Annotated in this window: 26 protein-coding genes and 1 pseudogene; 22 read left to right on the top strand and 5 right to left on the bottom strand. The window is 71.5% G+C overall.

The genetic code is table 11. From position 1 onward, the window contains the following. The 4 genes from ABD161_RS06075 to ABD161_RS06060 all read left to right on the top strand — a co-directional run bounded on the left by ABD161_RS06075 (position 1) and on the right by ABD161_RS06060 (position 3,203). Positions 1 to 921: a T6SS immunity protein Tdi1 domain-containing protein gene (locus ABD161_RS06075; protein ID WP_344000643.1), complete on the top strand. Its 921-nt coding sequence runs from the start codon at positions 1 to 3 to the stop codon at positions 919 to 921. A 5-nt stretch (positions 922 to 926) separates the two neighbouring features. Further along, the gene (locus tag ABD161_RS06070) at positions 927 to 1,253 is read left to right on the top strand and encodes a hypothetical protein (protein WP_344000640.1); all 327 of its coding nucleotides are present in this window, start codon (positions 927 to 929) and stop codon (positions 1,251 to 1,253) included. Then, positions 1,229 to 2,353 carry an RDD family protein gene (locus ABD161_RS06065; protein ID WP_425560799.1) on the top strand — a complete coding sequence of 375 codons (1,125 nt, stop codon included), beginning with the start codon at positions 1,229 to 1,231 and terminating at the stop codon, positions 2,351 to 2,353. Before ABD161_RS06070 ends, ABD161_RS06065 begins: the two co-directional genes overlap by 25 nt. A 115-nt stretch (positions 2,354 to 2,468) precedes the next feature. Further along, entirely contained in the window at positions 2,469 to 3,203 is a 735-nt protein-coding gene (locus ABD161_RS06060; RefSeq protein WP_406916804.1) for an FHA domain-containing protein, read from the top strand. Between the two features lie 11 nt (positions 3,204 to 3,214). Here the strand turns inward: ABD161_RS06060 and ABD161_RS06055 are convergent, their stop codons facing one another. Next, positions 3,215 to 4,126 (bottom strand): NAD(P)/FAD-dependent oxidoreductase, encoded by a 912-nt coding sequence (locus tag ABD161_RS06055; protein ID WP_344000635.1) that lies wholly within the window; start codon positions 4,124 to 4,126, stop codon positions 3,215 to 3,217. Positions 4,127 to 4,188: 62 nt separating this feature from the next. On the opposite strand from ABD161_RS06055, the gene ABD161_RS06050 reads away from it, so the two are divergent. Then, entirely contained in the window at positions 4,189 to 4,656 is a 468-nt protein-coding gene (locus ABD161_RS06050; protein ID WP_344000633.1) for a helix-turn-helix domain-containing protein, read from the top strand. Positions 4,657 to 5,200: 544 nt separating this feature from the next. Then, positions 5,201 to 5,470: pseudogene (locus ABD161_RS06045) on the top strand (carbohydrate kinase family protein); the annotation flags it as partial. A gap of 96 nt (positions 5,471 to 5,566) precedes the next feature. Here the strand turns inward: ABD161_RS06045 and purB are convergent. Both purB and ABD161_RS06035 read right to left on the bottom strand, forming a co-directional pair. Then, positions 5,567 to 6,949, bottom strand: coding sequence for an adenylosuccinate lyase (gene purB / locus ABD161_RS06040; protein WP_344000631.1), 1,383 nt, complete (start codon positions 6,947 to 6,949; stop codon positions 5,567 to 5,569). Positions 6,950 to 6,968: 19 nt separating this feature from the next. After that, positions 6,969 to 7,475, bottom strand: a complete 507-nt coding sequence (locus tag ABD161_RS06035) for a low molecular weight protein-tyrosine-phosphatase (RefSeq protein WP_344000629.1) — start codon at positions 7,473 to 7,475, stop codon at positions 6,969 to 6,971. A gap of 154 nt (positions 7,476 to 7,629) precedes the next feature. On the opposite strand from ABD161_RS06035, the gene ABD161_RS06030 reads away from it, so the two are divergent. Then, entirely contained in the window at positions 7,630 to 7,896 is a 267-nt protein-coding gene (locus tag ABD161_RS06030; protein ID WP_135115057.1) for a hypothetical protein, read from the top strand. A 1-nt stretch (position 7,897) separates the two neighbouring features. Next, positions 7,898 to 9,253 carry a hypothetical protein gene (locus tag ABD161_RS06025; protein ID WP_344000627.1) on the top strand — a complete coding sequence of 452 codons (1,356 nt, stop codon included), beginning with the start codon at positions 7,898 to 7,900 and terminating at the stop codon, positions 9,251 to 9,253. 4 nt (positions 9,254 to 9,257) lie between these two features. Here the strand turns inward: ABD161_RS06025 and ABD161_RS06020 are convergent, their stop codons facing one another. After that, positions 9,258 to 9,653 carry a phage holin family protein gene (locus ABD161_RS06020; protein WP_135115055.1) on the bottom strand — a complete coding sequence of 132 codons (396 nt, stop codon included), beginning with the start codon at positions 9,651 to 9,653 and terminating at the stop codon, positions 9,258 to 9,260. A 48-nt stretch (positions 9,654 to 9,701) separates the two neighbouring features. Beyond that, positions 9,702 to 10,460: an IclR family transcriptional regulator gene (locus ABD161_RS06015; RefSeq protein WP_344000625.1), complete on the bottom strand. Its 759-nt coding sequence runs from the start codon at positions 10,458 to 10,460 to the stop codon at positions 9,702 to 9,704. Between the two features lie 103 nt (positions 10,461 to 10,563). Between ABD161_RS06015 and ABD161_RS06010 the strand changes: the two genes are divergently transcribed. The 14 genes from ABD161_RS06010 (at position 10,564) to ABD161_RS05945 (ending at position 25,671) form a co-directional block, all read left to right on the top strand. Beyond that, positions 10,564 to 11,217 (top strand): bifunctional 4-hydroxy-2-oxoglutarate aldolase/2-dehydro-3-deoxy-phosphogluconate aldolase, encoded by a 654-nt coding sequence (locus tag ABD161_RS06010; RefSeq protein WP_344000623.1) that lies wholly within the window; start codon positions 10,564 to 10,566, stop codon positions 11,215 to 11,217. Next, complete coding sequence (locus ABD161_RS06005) at positions 11,214 to 12,158, top strand: sugar kinase (RefSeq protein WP_344000621.1); 945 nt, start codon at positions 11,214 to 11,216, stop codon at positions 12,156 to 12,158. Before ABD161_RS06010 ends, ABD161_RS06005 begins: the two co-directional genes overlap by 4 nt. A 50-nt stretch (positions 12,159 to 12,208) precedes the next feature. Beyond that, positions 12,209 to 13,660: a glucuronate isomerase gene (gene uxaC, locus ABD161_RS06000; RefSeq protein ID WP_344000619.1), complete on the top strand. Its 1,452-nt coding sequence runs from the start codon at positions 12,209 to 12,211 to the stop codon at positions 13,658 to 13,660. Further along, positions 13,657 to 15,228, top strand: coding sequence for a mannitol dehydrogenase family protein (locus ABD161_RS05995; RefSeq protein WP_344000617.1), 1,572 nt, complete (start codon positions 13,657 to 13,659; stop codon positions 15,226 to 15,228). The genes uxaC and ABD161_RS05995 overlap by 4 nt, the downstream gene beginning before the upstream one ends. A gap of 10 nt (positions 15,229 to 15,238) precedes the next feature. After that, on the top strand, positions 15,239 to 16,339 hold the full coding sequence (gene uxuA, locus ABD161_RS05990) for a mannonate dehydratase (protein WP_344000615.1): 1,101 nt from the start codon (positions 15,239 to 15,241) through the stop codon (positions 16,337 to 16,339). Between the two features lie 260 nt (positions 16,340 to 16,599). Beyond that, positions 16,600 to 17,679: a histidinol-phosphate transaminase gene (locus tag ABD161_RS05985; protein WP_344000613.1), complete on the top strand. Its 1,080-nt coding sequence runs from the start codon at positions 16,600 to 16,602 to the stop codon at positions 17,677 to 17,679. 136 nt (positions 17,680 to 17,815) lie between these two features. Further along, positions 17,816 to 18,964: a thiamine pyrophosphate-dependent dehydrogenase E1 component subunit alpha gene (locus ABD161_RS05980; protein WP_344000611.1), complete on the top strand. Its 1,149-nt coding sequence runs from the start codon at positions 17,816 to 17,818 to the stop codon at positions 18,962 to 18,964. A gap of 5 nt (positions 18,965 to 18,969) precedes the next feature. After that, the gene (locus tag ABD161_RS05975) at positions 18,970 to 19,944 is read left to right on the top strand and encodes an alpha-ketoacid dehydrogenase subunit beta (protein WP_344000701.1); all 975 of its coding nucleotides are present in this window, start codon (positions 18,970 to 18,972) and stop codon (positions 19,942 to 19,944) included. 24 nt (positions 19,945 to 19,968) lie between these two features. Then, positions 19,969 to 21,291, top strand: coding sequence for a dihydrolipoamide acetyltransferase family protein (locus tag ABD161_RS05970; RefSeq protein ID WP_344000609.1), 1,323 nt, complete (start codon positions 19,969 to 19,971; stop codon positions 21,289 to 21,291). Positions 21,292 to 21,362: 71 nt separating this feature from the next. Beyond that, positions 21,363 to 22,379: a metal ABC transporter solute-binding protein, Zn/Mn family gene (locus ABD161_RS05965; protein WP_344000607.1), complete on the top strand. Its 1,017-nt coding sequence runs from the start codon at positions 21,363 to 21,365 to the stop codon at positions 22,377 to 22,379. Between the two features lie 114 nt (positions 22,380 to 22,493). Beyond that, the gene (locus ABD161_RS05960) at positions 22,494 to 23,312 is read left to right on the top strand and encodes a metal ABC transporter ATP-binding protein (RefSeq protein ID WP_344000605.1); all 819 of its coding nucleotides are present in this window, start codon (positions 22,494 to 22,496) and stop codon (positions 23,310 to 23,312) included. A 29-nt stretch (positions 23,313 to 23,341) separates the two neighbouring features. Further along, positions 23,342 to 24,229: a metal ABC transporter permease gene (locus ABD161_RS05955; RefSeq protein WP_344000699.1), complete on the top strand. Its 888-nt coding sequence runs from the start codon at positions 23,342 to 23,344 to the stop codon at positions 24,227 to 24,229. A 9-nt stretch (positions 24,230 to 24,238) separates the two neighbouring features. Then, positions 24,239 to 24,634 carry a Fur family transcriptional regulator gene (locus tag ABD161_RS05950; RefSeq protein ID WP_135115044.1) on the top strand — a complete coding sequence of 132 codons (396 nt, stop codon included), beginning with the start codon at positions 24,239 to 24,241 and terminating at the stop codon, positions 24,632 to 24,634. Beyond that, positions 24,631 to 25,671, top strand: a complete 1,041-nt coding sequence (locus ABD161_RS05945; RefSeq protein WP_344000602.1) for a permease — start codon at positions 24,631 to 24,633, stop codon at positions 25,669 to 25,671. Before ABD161_RS05950 ends, ABD161_RS05945 begins: the two co-directional genes overlap by 4 nt. The last annotated feature ends 6 nt before the right edge of the window (positions 25,672 to 25,677 follow it).

Below are 25,677 nucleotides of genomic sequence, written 5' to 3'. Positions count from 1 at the left end.
ATGGTGACCTTCACGCGTTTCGAGCCGTCGGCTCCGATTTCCGACGAGACGATCGCCCGCTTCGCGCCGAACGCTCCCGAGAGAGCGGCCGAGATGTGGCGCGAGTACGGCGCCGGGGTCGTCGGGGACGGTTTCGTACGGATCGTTGATCCCGCGCGCGGCGCCCAGATGACCGAGGGCGTGCTGGGGCTGGCGCCGACCGCGGTGGTGCTGTTCTCCACGGCTCTGGCCGACCTGGTCATCTGGAACGATGGCGCGTTCCTCGTCGCGAAGTTCCGCTGGGGCGTCGTGCAGTACACGGACCGCGCGGTGACGCTCGAGCAGTTCACGCAGTGGCTGCAGGACGAGCAGCGGCTCGACGAGGCGTTCGAGCGGCAGCCGTATCCCGTGGCGGCCGCTCGCGATGGCGTTCCCGCCGTCGAGGAGTGCTTCGGGTTCGTCCCCCTGCTCGCGCTCGGTGGCGGCAACTCTGCCGAACACCTGCAGAAGATGGGGCTCTGGGAGCACATCGCGCTCATCGTGCAGCTCGCGGGCCCGCCGAAGGTCACGGGCTTCCTGGTGCCCCCGACCGAGCCGCAGGGCGACGCGACCGCTGGTCGGGCCCCGGGATCCGACGGGGGCCTGGTCGCGGGAGAGGGGAGCCCTACTCCCGACCAGCAGCGTCTGATCGACATCGGCGTCGGCTACTGGCGACGCATGATCCCGGCGGACGCGCCGCTCGGCTACACGCTGCTGCCGGAGGACGAGGCCGTCGTGGTCTCGTACGCCGTCCGCGGCGGTGGACGGATCTACGTCGCGAAGGACGGATCGGCCCTGTTCGCGTACTCGTCGGCGCCGCCGCACGAGGCGCTCGAGGTGTTCCGCTCGGGCCGCCGCACTCCGCCGGAGCACTTCCGCCCCGCCGATGGCACGCGGCGGTGACCGCCATGACGACGATCGATCAGCGGTGCGCCGACATCCTCGCGCCGGCGACGGAGCTCCTCGCCGCGACGATCAGTGCGGGGTTCAACCAGACGGGCATCCCCTCGGCGCTGAAGGCCGCGCGGGAGCTGCGTGCAGTGCTCGCCCAGGGCACTGACGGCATCTCCTCGGATACATACCTCGATTGGCATGCGACTGCCGACGGCATGCTCGAGTCGATCATCCGCGAGCTCGAGGAGGGCGAGCCGGTCACGGCGCGCAAGATCCTCACGGATCCGCGCCTCGGGCTGCACAAGCTCACGATCGCATGTGCGGGGATGCCCGGCTGGTGAGCGGCTGGGCGATCATCAACGAGCGGGAGGCGGCGCCGGAACCCACCCCGGTGAGCATCGAACGCGCCGCGCTGCTGGGCATCGTGCCCGCCCCCGCCGGGCGGCGTTCCGCGGCCGCGGTCATCGACGTCATCCCGGCGATCCTGTTTGCGGCCCCGCTTGCGTTCGCCGTCCCCGAGCTTCTCGCAGGCGAGCTCTGGGGCATCCTGGTCAGCGCCATCTGCGTGGTGCTGCTCGTCGTGTATGGGCTCATCCAGCTCACCTCGAACGGCCGCCGCGGACAGACCTTCGGCAAGCAGATGATGCGGATCCGCACGATCGACCCGGCCACGCTGAAGCCGATCGGGTTCGGGCGCGCCCTGCTTCGGGCTCTCCTCGTCGCGCTGTCGGGGATCGTGCCCGTCGTCGGCCCTGCGGTTATGCTCTGCTCGCCGCTGTGGGATGCCGAGCAGCGGCGTCGCGGCTGGCACGATCACGCCGCGCGATCGTGGCTGATCGACCTCGACGCCGTGGATCCGACCGATCCGGTCGCCTTCGAGGCGGCTCGGGGCCGCGCGCGCGTGCGCAGCGTTGTGCTTGACGTGGCCGCCGCGCAGCCCGCGGCCCCGGCTCCTGCCCCGCGGCCGGAGCCGGCCGCNNNGCCGGCCGCGCCGCCGGCATGGGCGCCCCCGTCCGTCGAGCGTCTCGCGCCGCCGCCGGTTCCGCCGAGCCCCGCCCTCGCCCCCGCCTCCCCGCCCGCTCGCGCGCCCGAGCCGCCTCGCGCCGCCCCGCCGGTGCCGTCGGCCGGGCAGCTGCGCTTCGACAACGGCGACGTGGTCGCCATCCACGGGCCCGGCCTCGTCGGGCGCGCGCCCCGCGCGGCGGATGACGAGCTCGTCATGCATCTCGTGCCGATCGCCGACGACACCCGCTCGATCTCCAAGACGCATTTCGCCATCGGCATCGACGCACAGGGCCTTTTTGTGAGCGATCGCGGGTCGACGAACGGCACAAGCATCCTGCGCGCGGGCGGCGTCATCGCGGCCCCGGCCGACGCGCCGGTGCGCCTGGTGGCGGGGGACAGGATCGTCTTCGGCGACCGCTTCGCCGACGTGCTCTGACGCCCGCGGCCGACGCGATTTCCCGCGGCGTGGCAATATGTCACATAAGGGGGATGGAAAAGTGACAGAAATGAGTCCGTCGACAGGTGCGTTCGACGAGGTCGAGGTAAATACGATGCCAGGTCGATTCGCGCCGTTGCGGGTTGAATTCGCCGGCGAATGGATCGAGGTTCCCGCGGGGCGTCCGTTCGTGATCGGCCGCGAGGGCGATCTCGAGATCGACGACAACCAGTACCTTCACCGGCAGTTCCTTGAGCTCCAGTATCACGACGGTCTGTGGTGGCTCGCGAACGTCGGATCGCGCCTGGCCGCGACGATCTCGAGCGCCGGCGGCGCCGTGCAGTCGTGGCTGTCGCCGGGCGCGCGGATGCCCGTCGTCTTCGCGCAGAGCGTGATCGTGTTCACCGCCGGCCCCACGACGTACGAGCTGACGCTGTACACCGAGGAGGCGCAGTACGCCGTCTCCAGCCAGATCGAGGCGTCGATGAGCGGTGAGACCACCGTCATGCCGGTGAGCTTCACGCCGCTGCAGAAGCTGCTCATCGTCGCGCTCGCCGAGCCGATGCTGCGCCGTGAGGGCGTGAGCATGAGCGAGCTTCCGTCGTCGAGCGCCGCGGCCCAGCGCCTCGGCTGGACGATGAGCAAGTTCAACCGCAAGCTCGACAACGTCTGCGACAAGCTCGACCGGATGGGCGTGCAGGGCCTGCGCGGCGGTCCGGGCAAGCTCGCCACGAACCGCCGCGCACGCCTCGTGGAGTACGCGGTCACGTCTCAGCTCGTCACGCGCGCCGACCTGGCGCTGCTCGACGACGAGGCGCTGCGCAACCAGAACGAGAACGACGAGGACTGACGCGGGCGGCCTCAGCCGGCGAGTTCCGCGGCGACGAGGTCCTGCACGATCATCGCCGCGGCGGTGAGTCCCGCGGCGATCGACAGGCCGACGGCGTGCATCGGCCCTGGCAGTCCCGGGCCGACCGCGCCGTCTCCCGCGGCCGAGACGCCGGCGACGCTCGTGCGCCCGAACGCGTCGACCTGGATCGCGCCCGAGGCGTGCATCTCGAGGCCGAGCTGCTCGGCGAACGGCGCCGACTGACGCCACGCCGTGGCGGTCAGCAGCCCGCCGACGGCGAGGGTCGATCCATCCTCGAAGCGCACAAGGGCGCCGTCGCCGGCGCGCTCGATCGACGCGATCCGCTCGGTCCTGACGGAGGATGAGCGCTTCTCGAGCTGAGCCGCGACCGCCGGATCGACCGGGTCGCCGTTCGACAGCACGACCGTCGCGGCGGCGATGGGGCCGAGCATCGCCGCCATCCGCGGTGAGTGATCGCCCATACCGATCAGACCGACGGTGGTGCCGGCGAACTCGTGGCCGTGGCAGAGCGGGCAGTGGGCCGCGACCGTGCCGAACAGGGACTGCAGGCCGGGGATCGAGGGCAGCGCGTCGGCGACGCCGGTGGCGAGGATGACGTGGCCGGCGTCGATCCGGTCGCCGTCGGCGAGCGTGAGCGCGAGGGCGCCGGCCGCCCCCTCGATGCGGACGACCTCGCCCGCGCGCGTCGAGACGGTGTCGTAGGCCGCGAGCTCGCGCCGGGCGGCTTCGCGCAGCTCGGCGGGGTTCCGCCCGTCGAAGCCGATGAGATTCTGCATGTGCTCCACGGGCGCGTTTCGGTACCGTCCGCTGTCGATGAGCACGGCCGTGCGGTGCATCCGGCCCAGCGTCAGTGCCGCCTGCAGGCCTGCAGGTCCTCCGCCGATGATCGCGACGTCGTACATGATCCCCTCTTCTCCGGCGCGGTCGAGTTGCGCCGAAGACGAGTGTGTGACTTCATGTCGACATGAAGTCAACTCCGTGGAGCGTCGGCGAACTCGCCGAGCGGTTCGGTCTCGCCACGCACGTGCTGCGGCACTGGGAGGACGTCGGCCTCCTCACGCCCGCGCGCGACGCGGCGGGGCGGCGACGCTATCGCGAGGCGGACGCGTACCGGGTCGCCACCATCGTCGCGAGCAAGGCCGCCGGCATGAGCCTCGACCAGATCCGGGCTCTCGTCGATACTGGATCGGCGGAACGGCACCGCATCCTCGAGACGCACCTCGCCGACATCGATGAGCAGATCGTGGCGCTCGAGCGTTCGCGTGCCATGGCCCGCCACGCCATGGAGTGTCAGGCGCACGACATCTCGAACTGCCCGCACTTCCGTGCTCACGTCGCCGACATCGTCAGCGGCGCGCGTATCGGGATGCCGTTCCCGCGCCACGCGGGCGAGCATCCGTCGGGGCCGCACGCGACGCATCCGGTTGGATAGGGGGATGCCCGCTCGCGTCGTGATCGCCGGCCCCTCGTCGTGGAACCACCTGATCGTGTTGGATCGGCTGCCCGAGCCCGTGCCGCACATGCAGTTCGCCGAGCGCGCCTGGCACACCGTGGGCGGCACCTCGGCCGGCAAGGCGCTGCACCTCGCGGGCCTCGGCCTCGGGCCGCGGCTCTTCACGCCTCTCCGCGAGGACGAGGACGGCGCACGCGTGACGTCCTCCCTGCGCGCGGCCGGGGTGGCGGTGGAGCCGCTGCGCACCGAGGACACCGAGCGGCACGTGAACCTCATGACCGCGGGGGGCGAGCGCGTGTCGCTCTACGTCTCGAGCCCGTCCGATCCGGATCCGGATGACGTGGCGCGCGTCGCAAGGGAGGTGGCCGCCGCCGAGACGGCCGTGATCGACCTGTCCATGCTGGGGCTGCGCCTGCTCGAGTCGGGCGCCCTCGGCGAGACGCCGTTGTGGATCGACCTGCACGACTATGACGGCTCCTCCGCCTTCCACGAGCCCTTCGTGCGCGCGGCCGAGGTCGTGTTCATGAACGACGACCGCACCGCCGATCCGTGGGTGCTCATGCAGTCATGCCTGGACCGCGGCCCCCGGCTCGCCGTGTGCACGCGCGGGGCCGAGGGGGCCATCGCCCTCGCGGCCGACGGCACACGGCACCGGGTGCAGGCTCTGCCCGCCGAGGTGGTGGACACGAACGGTGCGGGCGACGCGTTCATGGCCGGGTTCCTGGCGGCCGCGCTGGGCGGTGCGGGCATCGACGCGGCGCTCGAGGCCTCCGCGGCACAGGCGCGCGTCGCGATCGGCTCGCGCCACCTTCATCCGGTGCTCGACGGCATCCGCTCACCGCACGCGCCCGGCCGCGGATCCCTCAGCGAGGGGGAGACGGCGCGCGGCTCAGAGCTTCGAGCGCGTGAGCTGCTCGGCCAGGCCCGTGTAGGTCGCCGGCGTCAGCGCCAGCAGGCGCTGCTTCGCCTCGTCGCCGATCTCGAGGCCCTGGACGAACTCGGCGAGATCGGCGGCACCGACACGGCGCCCGCGGGTGAGCTCCTTGAGCAGCGCGTACGGGTCCTTGATCGTCGAGCGCCCGGCCGTGACCTCGGCGCGCACGACGGTCTGGATCGCCTCGCCGAGCACCTCCCAGTTCTGGTCGAGGTCGGCGAGCAGCACGTCGCGCGCGAGCGAGATCTCGCCGAGGCCGCGCGTGAGGTTGTCGAGCGCGAGCAGCGAGTGGCCGAACGCGACGCCGATGTTGCGCTGCGTGGTCGAGTCGGTCAGGTCGCGCTGCAGGCGGGAGGTGACGAGCGTCGAACCCAGCGAGGCGAGCAGGGCGCCCGAGAGCTCGAGGTTCGCCTCGGCGTTCTCGAACCGGATCGGGTTGATCTTGTGCGGCATCGTCGACGATCCGGTCGCCCCCGCGACGGGGATCTGCGCGAAGTAGCCGAGCGAGATGTACGTCCAGATGTCGGTCGCGAGGTTGTGCAGGACGCCGCCCGCGTGGCGGACGCGGTCGTAGAGCTCGACCTGCCAGTCGTGCGACTCGATCTGCGTCGTCAGCGGGTTGAACGTCAGGTCGAGCGACTCGACGAAGTCGCGCGCGATGTTCGGCCATGCGACCTGCGGCGCCGCGGCGAGGTGCGCCGACCAGGTGCCGGTCGCGCCCGAGAACTTGCCGAGGTACTCGCTGCGCTCGACCTGCTCGAGCACGCGCTCGAGGCGCCACACGAAGACGCCGAGCTCCTTGCCCATGGTGGTCGGCGTCGCCGGCTGGCCGTGCGTGCGGGAGAGCATCGCGGCATCCGCGTGCTCGAGCGACAGGTCGCGCAGCTTCTGGATGACGCCGCGGAACGCCGGCAGCCAGACGTCGTTCACGGCGCGCTTGACGGTGAGCGCGTACGCGAGCGAGTTGACGTCCTCGCTGGTGCAGCCGAAGTGCGTGAGCTCGGCGATCCGGTCGAGGCCGAGGGTGCTCAGGCGGTCGCGCACGAGGTACTCGACGGCCTTCACGTCGTGACGGGTGACCGCCTCTCGCTCGGCGAGCCAGTCGATCTCGGCCTGGCCGAAGGTGAGGTACAGCGCGCGCAGCTGGTGCTTCTCGTCCTGCGTGAGCGGCGAGGTGCCGAACAGCGAGTGGTTGGTCAGCGTGATCAGCCACTCGATCTCCACCTCGACGCGGGCCCGGTTCAGACCCGCCTCCGAGAGGTACTCGCCGAGCGGTGAGACCGCGGCCTGGTACCGGCCGTCGAGCGGGCTGAGGGGCTGGGTGGGAAGCGCGGTCACGCGGGACCTCCGGTCGGGGTCAGTGGGCGGATCGAGGCGGCCGGATCGCCGGTTCGAGTTGGCGGAACAGCGCCCTGCTGGCGCTCTCGATCATAGCGAGCGCATCGTCGAACGCCCGGTCGTCGGCGTAATAGGGGTCGGGCACATCCGGCGCGGCGGCCGGATCGAAGGAGGTCAGCAGCGAGATCCTGTCGCGGTGCTCCTCGCGGTGCGCCCAGTGGCGCAGGATGCGCTCGTGCGTGCGGTCGAGGGCGATCACGAGGTCGTTGTCGTGGAAGGCGGTGAGCGTGAACTGCTTCGCGCGATGCGCGGATCCGTCGTATCCGCGGCGCTCGAGCGCCGCGAGCGTGCGCTGATCCGCCCGCTCGCCGACGTGCCAGTCTCCGGTGCCCGCGCTCGTCGACCGCACGCGGTCCGCCACCCCGGCGCGCTCGGCTAGATCGCGGAAGACGACCTCGGCCATCGGGGAGCGGCAGATGTTGCCGGTGCACACGAACACGACGCGGAAGGGATCCGGATCGGTCATTGCTTCATTCTGCCCGCGCGGGGCGCTCCTCACAGCCGCTCTCCGCGGCCCTCTCGCGGCGGTGGGTCGTCCACAGGGCGCCGCACCGCCCCGGTCGCCCCGGTTCCGCGGATGAGCGCGGGTGCAAGAACGGTCCTGGCGGGACAGTTGACGCATGACATCGATAGACGCATACGCGCTGACGGTCGAGGCCCGCATGGCGCTGGAGACGGCGCAGACCCATCTGGCCGCGGCGAGCGACCGCCTGTCCGGCGTGCGCCTGATGGTCGCGTGGGATGCGCCAGCCGCGCGCGCCTTCCAGGATGCGGCGTTCGCGCAGTGGGTCACCGCAAGCGCGCTTGCCGGATCGTGCGCGGCGACCGCCCAGGACGTGCTCGCCCGCGCCCTGCGGTTCGCCGACCGCGTGGTCCCGGAGCCCTGAGATGTCCGACATCGCCTCGGGCTATGTGATCTGGGTCGACACCGCCTCGCTGCGCGGTGCGGCGGGGCAGGTCGATCTCGCCGTGGCCGAGCTCGAGCAGGCGTACGCCGCGCTGCGTGCCGCCGAGTGGGCGACGCCGATCGCCATGGGACCGAGTGACAGCGCCGGGCTGGCGACGGTGGCCGTCGAGCTGCGCGACCGCGTGGCGGGTCTCGCGTCCGCGCTGCGCTACACGGCCGACGTGTACGAGGCCGCGGACGCTCTGTGGCACATCGAGCGATTCGGCCACGCGCCACCCACGGCGCGCGCGAGCGGGGACGCGCTCGGCGACCTCCACGCCCAGTACGAGGGCACGGGCCGCGATCCCGTCGCGGAGGCGCAGGCGCTGCTGGACGAGCGGGAGGAGAACTGGGACGACGAGCTCCTCGCCAACGCCACCCTCGGCCTGCCGTACCTCACCGACTGGCTGCCGGGCACGAACTCGCCTCGGGAGGTGGGACAGCAGGTGTTCGACACGGTGACCGCTCTCGGCTTCGGCGTGATCCCGCCGGGATCGACGCTGCGACCGGATCCGACTCCCGGGGACTACTCGACAAAGAGCGAGGCCCTTCGGCAGGCCGAGGCGCGGCCCCCGCAGAAGGTCGCCGACTTCGTGGATCGCATCCCCGACGACCCCCGCACCAACGTGCGGGTGGAGGTCCACACGTTCCCCGACGGCCACAAGGAGTACGCCGTGTACGTCCGCGGCACCGAGGACATGATGCAGGACGGCGACTGGAACCTGCTCCCCGGCGAGGAGGACGGCATCGAAGCCCTCGACGGGAACTCCAACTTCGACCTGTATGGGTGGACGGAGGGCGAGTCGTACCGGGCGGTCGAGCAGGCGCTGCGCAACGCCGGAGCGCAGCCGGGCGACATCGTGCACGGCGCCGGGCACTCGCAGGGCGCGATGATCATCGAGTGGATGGCGATGCAGGGGACGTACGACTTCCGCACCGTGGTGTCGGTCGCCCCGCCCGTGCAGGCGATGCTCGGCGAGGAGACGCGACACATCACGCTGCGCTATGACGACGACCCCGTCGCGGGGCTGGCCGGCGCGGGCGTGCCCGGAGCCGCGGGAGGGCCCGGCAGCGTCGTCGTCCGCGACGTGCACCACCCCGGCTTCGGCGACCCCGGCGACCTCGACCAGCTGATCGAGCCGCACGCGCTCGAGGGATACCGCGAGCTCGCGCGGGATGCCGACGCCAGCGGCGACCCGCGGATCACCGGCTTCCACAACGAGATGGCGCGACTGAACGAGGCGACGGAGCGCCAGGTGTCCGACTCCTACATCAGCCGGACGGGAGAGCCCGGGTGAGTGCTCAGTCCTTCTTCTTCTGCGGCCGCAGGATGATCCCGAACAGCCAGTTGATGACGCTGATCAGGAACGCCGCGACCACACCCCACCAGAAGTGCTCGACGGTCAGCCCCCAGCTCCAGGCGCCGGTGATGACCGCCGTGAGCCAGAGCAGGAACCCGTTGACGACGAGCGAGATGAGCCCGAGCGTCAGGAGATAGATCGGGAAGGCGACGATCTTGATGATGGTGCCGACGATCGTGTTCACCAGGGCGAAGATCGCGGCGACGACGAGCAGCGTGAGCACAAGCTGCAGGTCGCCACCCGGGGAGAACGGGGTCACCGACACCTGCAGTGCGGGGATCAGGGTGACGACCCAGATGGCGAACGCGTTCACCACGACGCGGACGAGGAAGCGCATGCCCGCATCCTTGCAGACGCGGGCCGATCACTCGAGGGAGTGCGGGCGTCAGGCGGGAGAGCCGACCAGGCGGGAGATCTCGGCGGCCGCGGCGATCGCGGCGTCGGCGAACTGCTCGATGGACGTGCCGGGATGCTCCAGTTCGATCGACGAGATCGACAGGCCGTGCGTGACCGCACCCGTGTGGTCCCGGATCCCGGCCGACACGCAGACGGTGCCGAACTCGTTCTCGCCGAGGTCGGTGGCGAAACCCCGCGCGCGCACCCGGGCGAGCTCGGCGCGAAGCGCATCCAGCGTCGTGATCGTCTGCGGGGTGCGCGCCGGCAGCCCCACGCGGGATGCCAGCTCGGCGACGCGCTCCTCGGGCCACGAGGCGATCACCGCCTTGCCCATCCCGGTGCAGTGGAGCGGCATCCCGTGACCGACGCGCGACTTCATCTGATACGGCTTCGAGGCATCGCGGCGGATGAGGTAGACGATCTCGCTGCCGGTCGCGACGCCGACGTGCACCGTGCAGTCGACCTCGGCGACGAGGCGGTCGACGATCGGCGCGGCGACGTCGGTGATGTCGACGGAGGAGAGCGCCCGGCCGGACAGGGACAGCAGTGCGGGCCCGGCGCCGTAGCCGCGCTCGCCGTCCCCCGCGATGAAGTTCGTGGCGATGAGCGTGGCGAGGACGCGGTGAACTGTGGCCTTCGGCAGCCCCGTCGCGGCGACGATGTCGCTGAAGCGCGAGTGGTCGAGCGCGGCCGACAGCACGGCCAGGGTCTTCTCGCCGGCGCTCAGGCGCTCCTTGAGGTCCGTCATGCCGCATCTCCCACCTGGCGCTGTCGCCCCGAGCTCGTATAGTGGATTATAGAACGCAGTTTCGCTGAGCGGAACACGCTGTGACGGCACCACGGAGGTCCCGATGAACAACCACTCGACGACGAGCGTGCTGGACGGTCAGGCACTCGTGCCGCTCGCGGCCCCGGCCGACGCGGCGCAGGCGGCCGCGCTGCGCGACGGTCTCCTCGGGGGCGGGCTGCACATCGTCGAGGTCGGACTGCGGACCCCGTACTCGATGACGGCGCTCGGGGAGCTCGCCTCCCACGGCGAGCTGATCGTCGGCGCCGGCACCGTGCTCGACGCCGCCCAGGCGGAGGCGGCACTCGACGCCGGCGCGCAGTTCCTCGTCACACCCGGCTACGCCGACGACATCGTCGAGGTCGCCAAGCGCCGCGGTGTCCCGATCGTTCCGGGAGTCGCCACGGCGACCGAGGTGCTGCGGGCGCGTCAGGCCGGGCTGCGGTTCGTCAAGCTGTTCCCGGCCAACGTCCTCGGCGGCCTCACGCTGATCGACGCGCTCAGCGCGGCGTTCGGCGACATGCGCTTTATGCCCTCCGGCGGCGTCTCGCAGGCGACGCTCGCCGAGCACCTCGCCCACCCGGCCGTCACGGCCGTGAGCGGCAGCTGGCTGACCTCGGGCGCGATGCTCGACAAGGGTGCGGATGCGGTCGCCGAGGCCGTCCGCGCCTCGGTCGAGATCGCGGCCTCGGTCGCCGAGGGCGGCTCCGGCGCATGAGCGGGCTCGTCACCGTCGGCGAGAGCCTCGCGCTCGTCTACTCGCCGCGGGCGGGAGGCTTCGACACCACCACCGACGCCACGGTCAGCTTCGGCGGGGCCGAGAGCAACGTCGCGATCGCGGCCGCGAGGCTCGGTGCCGCGGCCACCTGGATCGGGCGGGTCGGCGACGATGCGTTCGGCCGCCGCATCATCCGGGGCATCCGCGGTGAAGGCGTCACGGTCGAGGCGAGCGTCGATCCGGTCGCGCCGACCGCGCTGATGATCAAGGACCGCCCGTCGCTCGGCCGCACCCGCGTCGTCTACTACCGCGCCGGCAACGCCGGCAGCCGGATCGCTCCCGAGGACGTGCCGCATGAGCATCTCGCCGGGGCGGAGATCTTCCACTTCACGGGTATCGCGCTCGCCCTGAGCGCCGCGTCCTCCGACACGGTGCTCGCCGCGGCGCGTGCGGCGAAGGAGGCCGGTGCCGCCGTCTCCTTCGACATCAACCACCGCTCGAAGCTGTGGCGCGCCGAGGAGGCAGCCCCCGCGTACCGCGAGGCGATCGCCCTCGCCGACATCGTCTTCGCCGGCGACGACGAGGCAGCGATCGCGGTCGGCGCGGGCGCACCGCCCGAGCTGGCGCAGCGCATCGCGGACCTCGGGCCCCGCGAGGTCGTCATCAAGCTCGGCGAGCGCGGCGCGTACGCGCTCGAGGACGGCCGCGCGCACGAGCAGCCGCCGTTCCGCGTGGAGGTCGCCGACACGGTGGGCGCGGGCGACGCGTTCGTCGGCGGCTACCTCGCCGAGCGCCTCGCCGGCCTCGGCCTCGAGGACCGGATGCGCACCGCGGCTGCGGCGGGAGCCTGCGCCTGCCGCGGCGACGGCGACTGGGAGATGATGCCCACCCGGCGCGACATCGCGGAACTCGTCGCGGGCGGAGATCCGGTCGCCCGCTGACAATGCGCAAGACTCGTGACCGACAACCCCTCTGACCTGTGAGGCGATCGATGGCGCTCGACACTCCTTCCGACGCGGCCGCGGCCATCCGGCCGTTCCTCGGCCCCGACTTCCTGCTCGGCTCCGAGACGGCACGGCGCCTGTACGCGGCGACCGCCGACCTGCCGATCGTCGACTACCACTGCCACCTGTCGCCGCAGGAGCTCGCCGAGGATCGCCGCTTCGCGTCGATCACCGAGGTGTGGCTCGGGGGCGATCACTACAAGTGGCGCCTGATGCGCGGCGCCGGCGTGGACGAGCGCCTGATCACCGGCGACGCGGACGACTGGGAGAAGTTCCACGCGTTCGCGAGCGTGCTCGGCCGGGCGATCGGCAATCCGATCCACCACTGGTCGCACCTCGAGCTGCAGCGCTACTTCGGGATCGACGACGTCCTGGATGCCGACAGCGCGCGCGACATCTACGAGCGCGCGAACGAGAAGCTGCGCCGGCCGGAGTTCAGCGCCCGCGGCCTTGTGCGGGCGAGCGGCGTCGAGGTCATCTGCACGACGGATGACCCGCTCGATGCGCTCGAGCACCACGCGGCCCTCGCCGAGGCCGACTTCGACACCCTCGTCGTCCCCGGCTTCCGCCCCGACGGCGTGCTGCGCATCGAGCGCGACGCCTTCGGCCCGTACGTCGAGCGCCTGGGAGAGGCGACGGGCGCGGCGATCTCCGACTTCGAGGGCCTCGTCGCGGCTCTCGAGCAGCGCATCGCGTACTTCGACGAGCGCGGCTGCACGGTGTCCGACCAGTCGCTCGAGATCTTCCCCAAGCGCGCCGCGACGGATGCCGAGGCGGATGCCATCCTGCGTCGCCGGCTCGGCGGCGAGGCGCTCGCCGCCGACGACGTGGAGGCGTTCCGCTGGGCCCTGATGCGGCGTCTCGCGACGCTGTACCACCAGCGCGACTGGGTGATGGAGCTTCACCTCAACGCGCTGCGCGACGCGAACCCGCGCGCGATGCGGCGGATCGGGCACGACACCGGCTTCGACGCGATCGGCGAGGACCGCCCGATCGAGGCGCTGCGCGAGTTCCTCGGCGAGCTCGAGGCCGCCGACGCCCTGCCGCGCACGCTGCTGTTCACGGTCGACGAGGCCCAGAACACGCAGCTCGCGGTGCTCGCCACCTGCTTCCCCGGAGCCGGCATCCCCGGCAAGGTGCAGCTCGGCAATGCGTGGTGGTTCAACGACACGATCGCCGGCATGGCGGCTCAGATCCGCACGTTCGCCGAGGTCGGCTTCCTTCCCGCGGCCGTCGGGATGGTGACGGATTCGCGCTCGTTCCTGTCGTACCCGCGCCACGAGTACTTCCGCCGCATCGTCGTGGACATCGTCGCGCAGTGGGTCGAGTCGGGGGAGTTCCCCGCGAACGACGCGACGCTCGAGTCGATCCTGCGCGACGTCTTCCACGACAACGCCGTGCGCTACTTCCGCTTCGACGTGCCGCTGGTGTCGACGTGAGCCTCGTGCTGGACGCGGGTGCGCTCGACCGCCTCGACGAGTTCGAGGCGGCGGGGTTCGGCGTGCCGCGGTACGACGTGCGCGCGATGCGCGCCGCGACGGCGGAGCGGCCGAGCTGGGTGCACCTCGGGGCGGGCAACTTCTTCCGCAGCCTGCACGCGGTCGTCGCGCAGCGGATGCTCGACGCCGGCCACGACACCGGAGTGATCCTCGCGAACCTGCGCGATCCCGCGGTGATCGAGAACTCCCGCGCCACCGACGACCTGTTCGTCAACGCGGTGATGCGGGAGGACGGATCGCTCGAGCCCACCGTGATCGCGTCGGTCGCCGAGAGCCACCATCTCGGCTCGGATGCCGGTTGGGCGCGTGTGACCGAGGTCTTCGAGAGCCCGTCGCTGCAGCTGGTGACGCTGACCGTGACGGAGAAGGGCTACGTCGTCTCGGATGAGGATGTCGCACGCGGCCCCGGACGTGCCGGCGGCGCGATCCCGGCGCTCGCCTCGCTGCTGCTCGCGCGCTTCGCGGCGGGTGCCGCACCCATCGCGCTTGTCAGCACCGACAACTTCTCCGACAACGGTGAGCGGCTCGCGACCGCCGTGAATCGGGTCGCGGAGGCGTGGGCCGCGGACGGCCGGGCGCCCGCCGCGTTCGCGTCATGGCTCCAGGACGGAAGCTCGGCCACGTTCCCCTCGACGATGGTCGACCGGATCACCCCGGCCCCCTCGCCCGCGGTCGGCGAGGCACTCGCCGCCCTCGGGCTCGAGACGACGCGGATCACCGAGCGCGCATCGGGCGGGCCGCTCGCGGCCTTCTCCAACACGGAACCCGTGAGCTACCTCGTGCTCGAGGACGACTTCCCCAACGGCCGGCCGCCGTTCGAGAGCGGCGGCGTTGTGCTCGGCGACCGCGAGACCGTCGGTCGCGCCGACCGCATGAAGGTCTGCACGTGCCTGAACCCGCTCCACACCGCCATGGCGGTCACGGGGTGCCTGCTGGGCTTCACGCGCATCGCCGAGATGATGCGCGACTCCGACATCCGGCGCATGGTGGTGGGCGTCGGGGCCGTGGAGGGTCTGCCGGTCGTCGACACCCCGGAGGGGATGGATCCGGCCGCGTTCCTCCGCGAGGTGATCGAGAAGCGCCTGCCCAACCCCGGGCTTCCGGATGCCCCGCAGCGCATCGCGTCGGACACGTCGCAGAAGATCGGCATCCGCTTCGGCGAGACGATCCGCCGCCACGTCGCGGCCGGCACCGCCGCGCAGCTCACCTGGATCCCGTTCGCGATCGCGGCGTGGATCCGGTACCTGCTCGCCGTCGACGATCAGGGTGCGGCCTTCGAGCGCAGCCCGGATCCGCTGCTCGCCGAGCTCGACGAGCGGCTCGCGGGAGTGCGCTTCGGTGAGCCGCGCACGGCGACGGCCGCGCGCGAGTTCCTGACGGACGCGTCCATCTTCGGCGTGGATCTCGTCGCGGCGGGAGTCGCGCCCACCGTCATCGCCCACCTCAGCTCGCTGCTGCACGGCCCCGGCGCCGTGCGCTCGGCCCTGTTCTCTCTCGCCCACTCGTAAGGAGCACCCGATGAGAATGTCCTTCCGCTGGTTCGGCGCCCAGGACGACCCGATCCCGCTGCAGCACATCCGGCAGATCCCCGGGGTGCGCGACGTCGTCGGCGCGCTGTACGACGTTCCCGTCGGCGAGGCGTGGCCGGAGGACAAGATCGGCGCGCTCAAGAAGCAGGTCGAGGATGCCGGGCTCGCGCTCGAGGTCATCGAGTCGGTCAACATCCACGACGACATCAAGATCGGCCTCCCCTCCCGGGACCGGTACATCGACAACTACCGCGAGACGATCCGCCGCCTCGGCGCGGTGGGCATCTCGGTGATCTGCTACAACTTCATGCCGGTGTTCGACTGGCTGCGCACCGAGCTCTGGTACGAGCTTCCCGATGGCTCGAAGACGATGCAGTACGACCGCTCGGTGTCGGAGGCGATCACCCCCGAGGGCCTGCTCGCCCAGTACGAGAGCGAGACGTCGGGACTTGTGCTGCCCGGCTGGGAGCCTGAGCGCCTCGCCGATCTGCGGACGCTGTTCACCAAGTACGACGGCGTGGATGCGACCGTGCTGCGCGAGAACCTGAAGTACTTCCTCGAGGCGATCGTCCCGGTGTGCGAGGAGGTCGGCATCTCGATGGCGATCCACCCCGACGACCCGCCGCACCCGCTGTTCGGCCTTCCCCGCGTCGTGTCGAACCGCGACGACCTGCGCTGGATCCTCGACGCCGTCGAGAGCCCGAACAACGGCCTCACGCTCTGCACGGGCAGCCTCGGTGCCAACCCCGACAACAGCGTCGTGGACATCGTGCGGGAGTTCGCCGGCGAGGGGCGCGTGCCGTTCGCGCACATCCGGAACATCCGCTGGCAGGACAGTCCTGGAGAGGGGCGTGGCCGCTTCTACGAATCGGCGCACCTGTCGTCGGAGGGATCGCTCGACCTGTACGACATCGTCCGGACCTTCCACGACGCGGGCTTCGACGGCTTCATCCGCCCCGACCACGGCCGCATGATCTGGGGCGAGACCGGTCGCCCGGGCTACGGCCTCTATGACCGCGCCCTCGGCGCCAGCTACCTCCAGGGCTTGTGGGAGGCGGTTTCGAAGGGCTCGCGCTCCTCTGGTCGTTGAGCGGAGCGCAGCGGAGTCCAAACGGGCCGAGCGACACTTCGACTCGCTTCGTTCGCTCAGTGCGGGTCTTCGCGAGTCGAAGCCGTGCAACGGGCGCTCGGCCGATGGCTTCGACTCCTCGCTGGCGCTCGTCGCTCACCCCGTTTCGACTGCGTTCGCTGGCGCTCACTCCGCTCAACGACCGGGAGCAGTGACACCCTCCGGCCGCTCGGCGCCCACTCCGCTCAACGACGCGGGAGGGCCTCAATAGACTGGCGGGCATGACGTCCGAGCAGCCGGTTCTGCCCCGCATCCGCCCCGAGATCGCGGCCCTGCCGCCGTACAAGCAGGGGCGCGCGGCCGACCCGAGCGGGTTCAAGCTGTCGAGCAACGAGAACCCGTTCGAGCCGCTGCCCGGCGTCGTCGAGGCAGCGCGCGCGGCGGTCGACTTCAACCGGTACCCCGACGCGACCGCGGCGAACCTGCGTGCGGCGCTGGGCGAGAAGTACGGCGTCGAGCCCGAGGCGGTGCTCGTCGGCGCGGGTAGCGTCGCCCTGCTGCAGGCGTTCATCCAGGCCGCGGCGACCGCCGGCGACGAGGTCGTCTACTCGTGGCGCTCGTTCGAGGCGTACCCGAGCCTGGCTCTGGTGGCCGGTGCGCGCAGCGTGCAGGTGCCGAACCTGCCCGACGGACGCCACGACCTCGACGCGATGGCGGCGGCGGTCACCGACCGCACCCGCGTCATCCTGCTGTGCACCCCGAACAACCCGACAGGTCCGATCATCACGAGCGCCGAGTTCCACGCGTTCGTCGAGAAGGTGCCGGCGGATGTGCTCATCCTGCTCGATGAGGCGTACGCCGAGTTCGTCCGCGGCCCCGAGGCCGTCGACGGCCTGGGGGAGCGGGTCTTCGAGCCCCACCCGAACGTCGTCGTCCTGCGCACCTTCTCGAAGGCGTACGGCCTCGCGGCGCTGCGCGTCGGCTACGCCATCGGCCACCCGCGCGTGCTCGATGCCGGTCGCAGCACGGTCACGCCGCTGTCGGTCACCGCGACCGCGGTCGCCGCCGCGGTCGCGAGCCTCGCCCACCAGGCAGAGCTCGACGAGCGCGTCGACGAGATCGTCGCCCGCCGCAGCGCGCTGGTCGCCGGTCTGCGCCAGATCGGCTGGGACGTGCCGGATGCGCAGGGCAACTTCGTCTGGCTTCCCGCGTCCGAGGCGCTCGAGTCGACCACCGTGGCCACGGCGTTCGATGCCGCCGGGATCATCGTGCGCCCGTTCCCGGAGGGCGTGCGCATCTCGATCGGCGAGCACGAGTCGCTCGAGAAGGTGCTCGAGATCGCCGGCGCCCTGCGCGCCTGAGCTCCCACGGCGGCGTCTGAGGGGCGCTCATATCGTCCGCCGCGCATGAGTCTGTGGGGAATGTCCAGGGGATCGCCGGATCCGTTGTCCCGAGTCTTTCGTCGATCCGGCACCGCCCCGCGGATAGCGTGGAACGGTGACTTCCCCAGGAGCTGGTTCCGCAGAACCTGAGATCGACCCGACCGTCCGCATCCTCGGCGCCGACGGCACAATCGCGCCGTCGGCGAGCGCCGACCGGTACCTGCCGCTGATCGACGCGCTGAGCGACGCCGATCTCGAGCAGTTCTACCGCGACATGACGGTCATCCGGGCGTTCGACCGGCAGGCGACGCTGCTGCAGCGTCAGGGCCAGCTCGCCCTGTGGCCGCCGTCGCAGGGCCAGGAGGCCGCGCAGGTCGGATCCGCCCGGGCCGCCCGCGCGCAGGACCACATCTTCCCCTCGTACCGCGAGCACGTTGTCTGCACGATCCGCGGGGTGGATCCGGTCGACATCATCAAGCTCATGCGCGGCGTGAGCCACGGCGGATGGGACCCGACCGACCCGAAGAACGGCAACACGCACATCTACACGCTCGTGCTCGGGTCGCAGACCCTTCACGCGACGGGCTACGCGATGGGCATCGAATTCGACGGGCGAAGCGGATCCGGCGATCCCGAGAAGGACGAGGCGGTGATCGTCTACTACGGCGACGGCGCCTCCAGCCAGGGCGACGTGCACGAGGCGATGGTCTTCGCCGTGAGCTACCAGACCCCGCAGGTGTTCTTCCTGCAGAACAACCACTGGGCGATCTCGGTGCCCGTGGCGACGCAGTCGCGCGTGCCGCTCGCGAACCGCGCCGGCGGCTACGGCATGCCGAGCGTCCGCGTCGACGGAAACGACGTGCTGGCGAGCTACGCGGTCTCGAAGGTCGCGCTCGACGAGGCGCGAGCCGGCGGCGGCCCGCAGGCGATCGAGGCCGTCACCTACCGGATGGGCGCGCACACCACGAGCGACGACCCGACCAAGTACCGCACGAGCGACGAGGAGCAGTCGTGGATCGCGCGCGATCCGATCACGCGGATGCGCGCGTTCCTGGAGGCGCGGGGCGCATCCGAGGCGTTCTTCGCCGACGTCGACGCCGAGGCCGCCGCGCTCGCCGCGGACGCCCGCACCCGCACGCTGCAGCTCGAAGCGCCGACCCGCGACTCGATCTTCACGCACGTCTACTCGGAGCCGCACCCGCTGATGGACGAGCAGCGGAAGTGGCTCGCCGACTACGAGGCTTCGTTCGAGGAGGGCGCGTGAGCGGCATGGAGACGATGACCCTGGCCAAGGCGCTGAACGCCGGCCTGCGCAAGGCGATGGTCGACAGCGACCGCGTGCTGATGATGGGCGAGGACATCGGCCGCCTCGGCGGCGTGTTCCGCGTGACCGAGGGGCTGCAGGCCGAGTTCGGCGAGCGCCGCGTGCTCGACACCCCGCTCGCCGAGTCGGGAATCGTCGGAACCGCGATCGGCCTCGCCATGACCGGCTTCCGGCCCGTCGTGGAGATCCAGTTCGACGGGTTCGTGTTCCCGGCGTTCGACCAGATCACCACGCAGCTGGCCAAGCTCACCAACCGGCACGAGGGGGCGATCTCGCTGCCGGTCGTCATCCGGATCCCGTACGGCGGCCACATCGGCGCCATCGAGCACCACCAGGAGAGCCCGGAGGCGTACTTCGCGCACACCCCCGGCCTGCGGGTCGTCAGCCCGTCGACGCCGAACGACGCGTACTGGATGATCCAGGATGCGATCACCTCGACGGATCCGGTGATCTTCCTCGAGCCGAAGGCGAAGTACTGGCAGAAGGGCGAGGTCGACCTGTCGGGCCGCGCGCTGCCGCTGCACGCGAGCCGCGTCGTCCGCCGCGGCACAGACGTGACGCTCGTCGGCCACGGCGCGATGGTGACGACGCTGCTGCAGGCCGCCGCGCTCGCCGAGGCGGAGGGGACGAGCTGCGAGGTCATCGACCTGCGCTCGCTCTCGCCGATCGATTACGGCCCGATCCTCGACTCGGTCCGCTCGACGGGGCGCGTTGTGGTCGCCCAGGAGGCGCCGCAGAGCACCAGCGTCGGCAGCGAGATCGCCGCGACGATCGCCGAGCGCGCGTTCTACTCGCTCGAGGCTCCGGTGCTGCGCGTGTCGGGCTTCGACGCGCCGTTCCCGCCCGCGAAGCTCGAGGGCTCGTACCTTCCGGATGCGGACCGCGTGCTCGAAGCGGTCGACCGCGCCCTCGCATACTGACGGCACTGACGTAAGGATCGCATCATGCAGACCTTCCACCTCCCCGATGTCGGCGAGGGCCTGACCGAGGCCGAGATCGTCTCGTGGCACGTCGCCCCCGGCGACGCGGTCGCGGTCGACGACGTCATCGCCGAGATCGAGACCGCCAAGTCGCTTGTCGAGCTCCCCTCGCCGTTCGCGGGAACGGTGGGCGAGCTCCTCGTCTCCGAGGGCGACACCGTGAACGTGGGCTCGCCCATCATCACGGTCGTCCCCGCGGACGCCGCGACGGACGCGGGCGGCGACGCCCACGAGCCGACCGGCCCCGGGCAGCACGCCGAGACCGAGGGCGGCGGATCAGTCCTCGTCGGGTACGGCACGGGCGGCGAGGCCAAGACCCGCCGCCGCAAGAAGCCGGAGAAGCCCGTCGCCTCGTCGGTCGGCGTCATCGCGAAGCCGCCGATCCGCAAGCTCGCGCGCGACCTCGGCGTCGACCTGTCGGAGGTGCGCCCGTCCGGGCCGTCGAACGAGGTCACGCGCGACGACGTGATGGGCCACGCGCAGCAGGCGAGCGTGTTCCGCAACATCTCCACGCCCGAGTGGCCCGCCGAGCGCGAGCAGGAGATCCCCGTGCCGCCGAAGCCGGCCGCCCAGGTCGCGCCCGACGCGCGCATCGAGGAGGTGCCGGTCAAGGGCGTGCGCAAGGCGACGGCCGCGGCGATGGTCGGGTCGGCCCACACCGCCCCGCACGTGTCGGTGTGGACCGACGTCGATGCGAGCCGCACGATGGAGTACGTCAAGCGGCTGAAGTCGTCGCCCGACTTCGCCGACATCAAGGTCTCGCCCCTGCTGATCGTCGCCCGCGCGGTGCTGTGGGCGGCGCGCCGGACGCCGATGATCAACTCGGCGTGGGTCGACGGCGACGACGGCGCGAAGATCCACGTGCGCAACTACGTCAACCTCGGCATCGCCGCGGCCACCCCGCGCGGTCTGCTGGTGCCGAACATCAAGGATGCGCAGGACCTGAGCATGCGCGAGCTCGCCAAGGCGCTCGAGCGCCTCACGCTCACGGCGCGCGAGGGCAAGACGACGCCGGCGGATCAGCAGGGCGGCACCATCACGATCACCAACATCGGCGTGTTCGGGATGGATGCGGGGACGCCGATCATCAATCCCGGCGAGTCGGCGATAGTCGCCATGGGCGCGATCCGGCAGAAGCCGTGGGTGGTCGACGGCGAGGTGCGCCCGCGCTGGGTGACGACGGTGTCGGGATCGTTCGACCACCGCGTGGTCGACGGCGACGCGATGAGCCGCTTCCTGGCGGACGTCGCGGCCATCCTGGAGGAGCCGGCGCTGCTGCTCGACTGAGCCGGCGAGCGTCAGGATCGCGGCGCCGGGGCGATTTGAAAACGATTCTCATTACGCCTACGATCGTGCCCATGCCCCGTCGTCGCCTCGTCCTCGCCTCCGCCCTCGCCCTTCCCACGCTCGTCCTCGCCGGCTGCTCGTCGGCCGGTGCCGACGCGGACGCCGGCGGTGCGGCGGAGGGATCCGGGTTCTCGGTCGTCGCGTCGACGAGCGTCTACGCGTCGCTCGTGTCGGAGCTCGTCGGCGACGCGGCCGAGGTGACCGCGATCGTCGACTCGCCCACGCAGGATCCGCACTCGTACGAGGCGACCGCGCGTGATCAGCTCGCCGTGCAGGAGGCCGACCTCGTTGTGCTCAACGGCGGCGGCTACGACCCCTTCATGGACCAGCTCGCCGATGAGGCCGGCGTCGAGCACGTGATCACCGCCGTCGAGTACTCGCACGAGTACCCCGGCGCCGAGGACGACCACGCCGAGGAGGAGCACGCCGAGGAGGAGCACGTCGAGGGCGAGGCCACCGAGGAGGCGCACGACCACGAGCACGAGGGTCACGACCACATCGAAGGCTTCAACGAGCACGTCTGGTACGACCCGCACGCGATGGCCGACCTCGTCGAGGCGCTCGGCGCCGAGCTCGGCGAGCTGCTCCCCGACGCCGGTGCCGACATCCAGGCCTCCCAGGAGGACCTCCTCGCCGACATCGAGGGCCTCGAGGCGTCGCTCGAGGGCATCGCGGCCGACCACGGCGGCGCGCACGTCTTCTTCACCGAGCCCGTCGGCGGCTACCTGGCGGAGGCCGCCGGGCTCGAGGACGCAACGGCCGAGGGCTTCGCCGAGGCCGTCGAGGAGGGGCAGGACGTTCCCCCCGCCACGCTGCTCGCGGCGCTCGACGCGATCGAGGGCGGCGAGATCGACGTGCTCATCACGAACACGCAGACCGCGGGAGCCGAGACCCAGCGAGTGATCGACGCCGCCGGCGAGGCCGGAGTGCCCGTCGTGGAGTACGCCGAGACGCTTCCCGAGGGCGACACGTACGTGTCCTGGATGACCGCGAACGCCCAGGCGCTCGAGCAGGCGCTCGCCGGCTGACACGCTCTCGCGCCCGATCGCCGGGCGCCGCTCCCACCGGGGCGGTGCCCGGCGATCCGCGTCTCGCGACCCGCTCCCAGAGAACGATTATCAGTACGACAGTAGGCTTGTCCCATGACCGCACCCGTGCTCGAGATCTCCGGCGCCGGCCTGCGCCTGCGCGGCCGGGAGCTGTGGGCCGGGCTGGATCTGGCTGTGCGCCCCGGCGAGTTCGTCGCCGTGCTGGGGCCGAGCGGTTCCGGCAAGACAACGCTGCTTCGCGCGATCCTCGGCCTGCAGGAGCTCAGCGCGGGAGAGATCCGCGTCGCCGGGGCACCCGCCCGCCGCGGCGATCGCCGCATCGGCTACATCCCGCAGCAGCGTCCGCTGCCGCCGGGCACCAGCCTGCGCGCCCGCGACCTGGTCGCCCTCGGCATCCAGGGAACGCGGTTCGGCCTGCCCATCCCTCGTCCCGGCGATCGGCGCCGCGTGGACGCGCTGCTGGGGGCGGTGGGCGCGACCGACTACGCCGAGCGCCCCGTCGGGCTGCTCAGCGGCGGCGAGCAGCAGCGGCTGCGCGTGGCGCAGGCCCTGGCGGACGAGCCGGTGCTGCTGCTGTGCGATGAGCCGCTGTCGAGCCTCGACCTCGCCAACCAGCAGGCGGTCACGGCGATCATCGACCGCGAGCGGCGTGAGCGCGACGCGGCGGTGCTGTTCGTGACGCACGACGTGAACCCGATCCTCGACCGCGTCGACCGCATCCTGTACATCGCCGGCGGGCGTTTCACGCTCGGCACTCCTGACGAGGTGCTGCGCACCGAGGTGCTCACCGACCTGTACGGCGCTCCCGTGCACGTGCTGCGCACCGGCGGTCGGCTCGTCGTCGTGGGCATCCCCGACGCCGACGACCACTGCGAGATCCCGGCGGCGGCGCTCGAGGCGGGCGCCGCGTGAGCCTCGGCACGGGGATCGCCGGAACGGGGATGGTCGGAGCGCTCGAGTGGGGCGACGTCTTCTCGTTCGACGACTACGGTGCGCTGCTGCAGCTCGTCGGCAACTCGGTCGTCGCCGGGGCCGTGCTCGGCATCGTGGGCGGCCTGATCGGTGTCTTCATCATGCAACGCGACATGGCGTTCGCCGTGCACGGCGTCAGCGAGCTGTCGTTCGCCGGCGCTGCCGCCGCGCTTCTGTTCGGCGGCAGCGTCGTGGTCGGCTCGATCGCGGGTGCCGTGGCCGCCGCGGCGCTGATCGGCCTGCTCGGCGCCCGCGCGCGCGACCGCAACTCGATCGTCGGCGTGCTGATGCCGTTCGGCCTGGGGCTCGGCATCCTGTTCCTCTCGCTCTACGAGGGCCGCAGCGCCAACCGGTTCAGCCTGCTCACGGGCCAGATCGTGTCGGTCTCGAGCCCGGATCTCGGCTGGCTGATCGGCATCTCGGTCGTCGTGCTCGTCGGCCTGCTGCTCGTCTGGAACCCGCTGCGGTTCGACTCGCTCGACGGGCAGTCGGCCGAGGCAAGAGGTGTGCCGACGAGCGCCGTGAGCCTTGTGTTCATGCTGCTGCTCGGCCTGATCGTCGCGGTCGCCGTGCACATCATCGGCGCCCTGCTCGTGATGGCGCTTCTCGTCACCCCGGCCGCGGCGGCGATGCGCGTCAGCCACGGACCGCTCGGCGTGCCGCTGCTCGCCGCGCTGTTCGGCTTCGTCTCGGCGGTGGGCGGCATCCTGCTCGCGATAGCCGGCACTCTGCCGGTCAGCCCGTACATCACCACGATCTCGTTCCTCATCTACGTCGTGTGCCGCGCGATCGCGTGGCGCCAGGACCGCGCGCGCGCCGCGCGCAGCGCCCAGGTCGCCCTGAGGGTCGCGGCCTAGACTCGGATCATGGCTCAGCGGAACACGTGGCAGCGCGAGCGGGTGCGCGATGCGCTCGCGGATGCGCGCGGCTTCGTGAGCGCGCAGAGCCTGCACGCCGCGCTGCGGGACGAGAACACCGGCATCGGCCTGGCGACCGTCTACCGCGCGCTCGCCGGACTCGCCGCTGCGGGGCAGGCCGACTCGCTGCAGAGTCCCGAGGGCGAGGCCCTCTACCGTGCGTGCGCGATGAGCGGCCACCACCACCACCTGATCTGCCGCTCGTGCGGGCTCGCGGTCGAGATCGAGGCAACGGCCGTCGAGAAGTGGGCGCAGGACACCGCGGCGCAGCACGGATTCCGTGACGCCGAGCACGTCGTCGACATCTTCGGCCTGTGCGAGTCGTGCGCGGCCCAGAAGGCATGACGGTCGAGGACCGCACGCACTCCCACGCGCCGGCACCGTCGGCGCGCCGTCCGCGTCGCAACGGCCCGGTCGTCGCCGTGGGGCTCGGCCTCGCGGCCGTGGCGCTGCTGATCGCGATCGACGTGCTGGCGCCGGGCCTGTTCCCGCAGGCGCTGCCGACGCGCGCGCAGGACGGCCTGACGCTCGCGCTCAGCGTGCTGATCGAGTCGCTCCCGTTCGTCATGCTCGGCGTGATCCTGTCGATCGCCGTGCAGGTCTGGCTTCCCGCGGGCGTGATCGAGCGGATCATGCCCCGGCGGGCGTGGGCGCGGCGCGCCGTCCTATCGCTGCTCGGCATGCTGATCCCGGTGTGCGAGTGCGGCAACGTGCCGTTCGCCCGCGGGCTGCTCATGCGCGGCATCTCGCCCGCCGAGACGCTGACGTTCCTGGTGGCGGCGCCGATCGTCAACCCGATCGTGATCATCACGACGCACGCCGCATTCGGATGGGACGGCGGCATCCTGATCGCGCGCATCGTCGGCGGATGGCTGATCGCGAACCTGATCGGATGGATCTACAGCCGCCACCCCGATCCGACGAGTCTGCTGACGGGGCGCTTCCTCGACACGTGCGAGGTCGTGGCGCACGAGACCGGCGGCCGGGGGCGGCGCAGCCTCGCTCAGTTCGTCGTCGAGCTGCGCGCCGTGATGCCCGCGCTGATCGTCGGATCGGCGATCGCCGGCGCCGTGCAGGTGATCATCCCGCGCGACGCGCTGCTGGCCATCGGGTCGAACCCCGTGCTGTCGATCGTCGCGATGACCGCGCTGGCGATGACGGTCGCGATCTGCTCGAACGTCGACGCGTTCTTCGCGCTGTCGTTCGCCTCGACCTTCTCGCCCGGCTCGCTCGTGGTGTTCCTGCTGGTCGGCCCGCTCGTCGACGTGAAGATGCTCGCGCTGATGCGCACGACCTTCACCACCCGCACGCTCGCGGGCATCGTCGCGGTCGTGCTGTTGTCGGCTTTCGCGATCGGGATCGGGGTGAACCTCGTTGCGTGACCTCTG

It is taken from the genome of Microbacterium paludicola, assembly GCF_039529675.1.
GTDB classification, from domain to species: Bacteria; Actinomycetota; Actinomycetes; order Actinomycetales; family Microbacteriaceae; genus Microbacterium; species Microbacterium paludicola.
The sequence above is the reverse complement of the archived record's forward strand: the minus strand, read 5'-3'. Positions and strand labels throughout refer to the sequence as shown.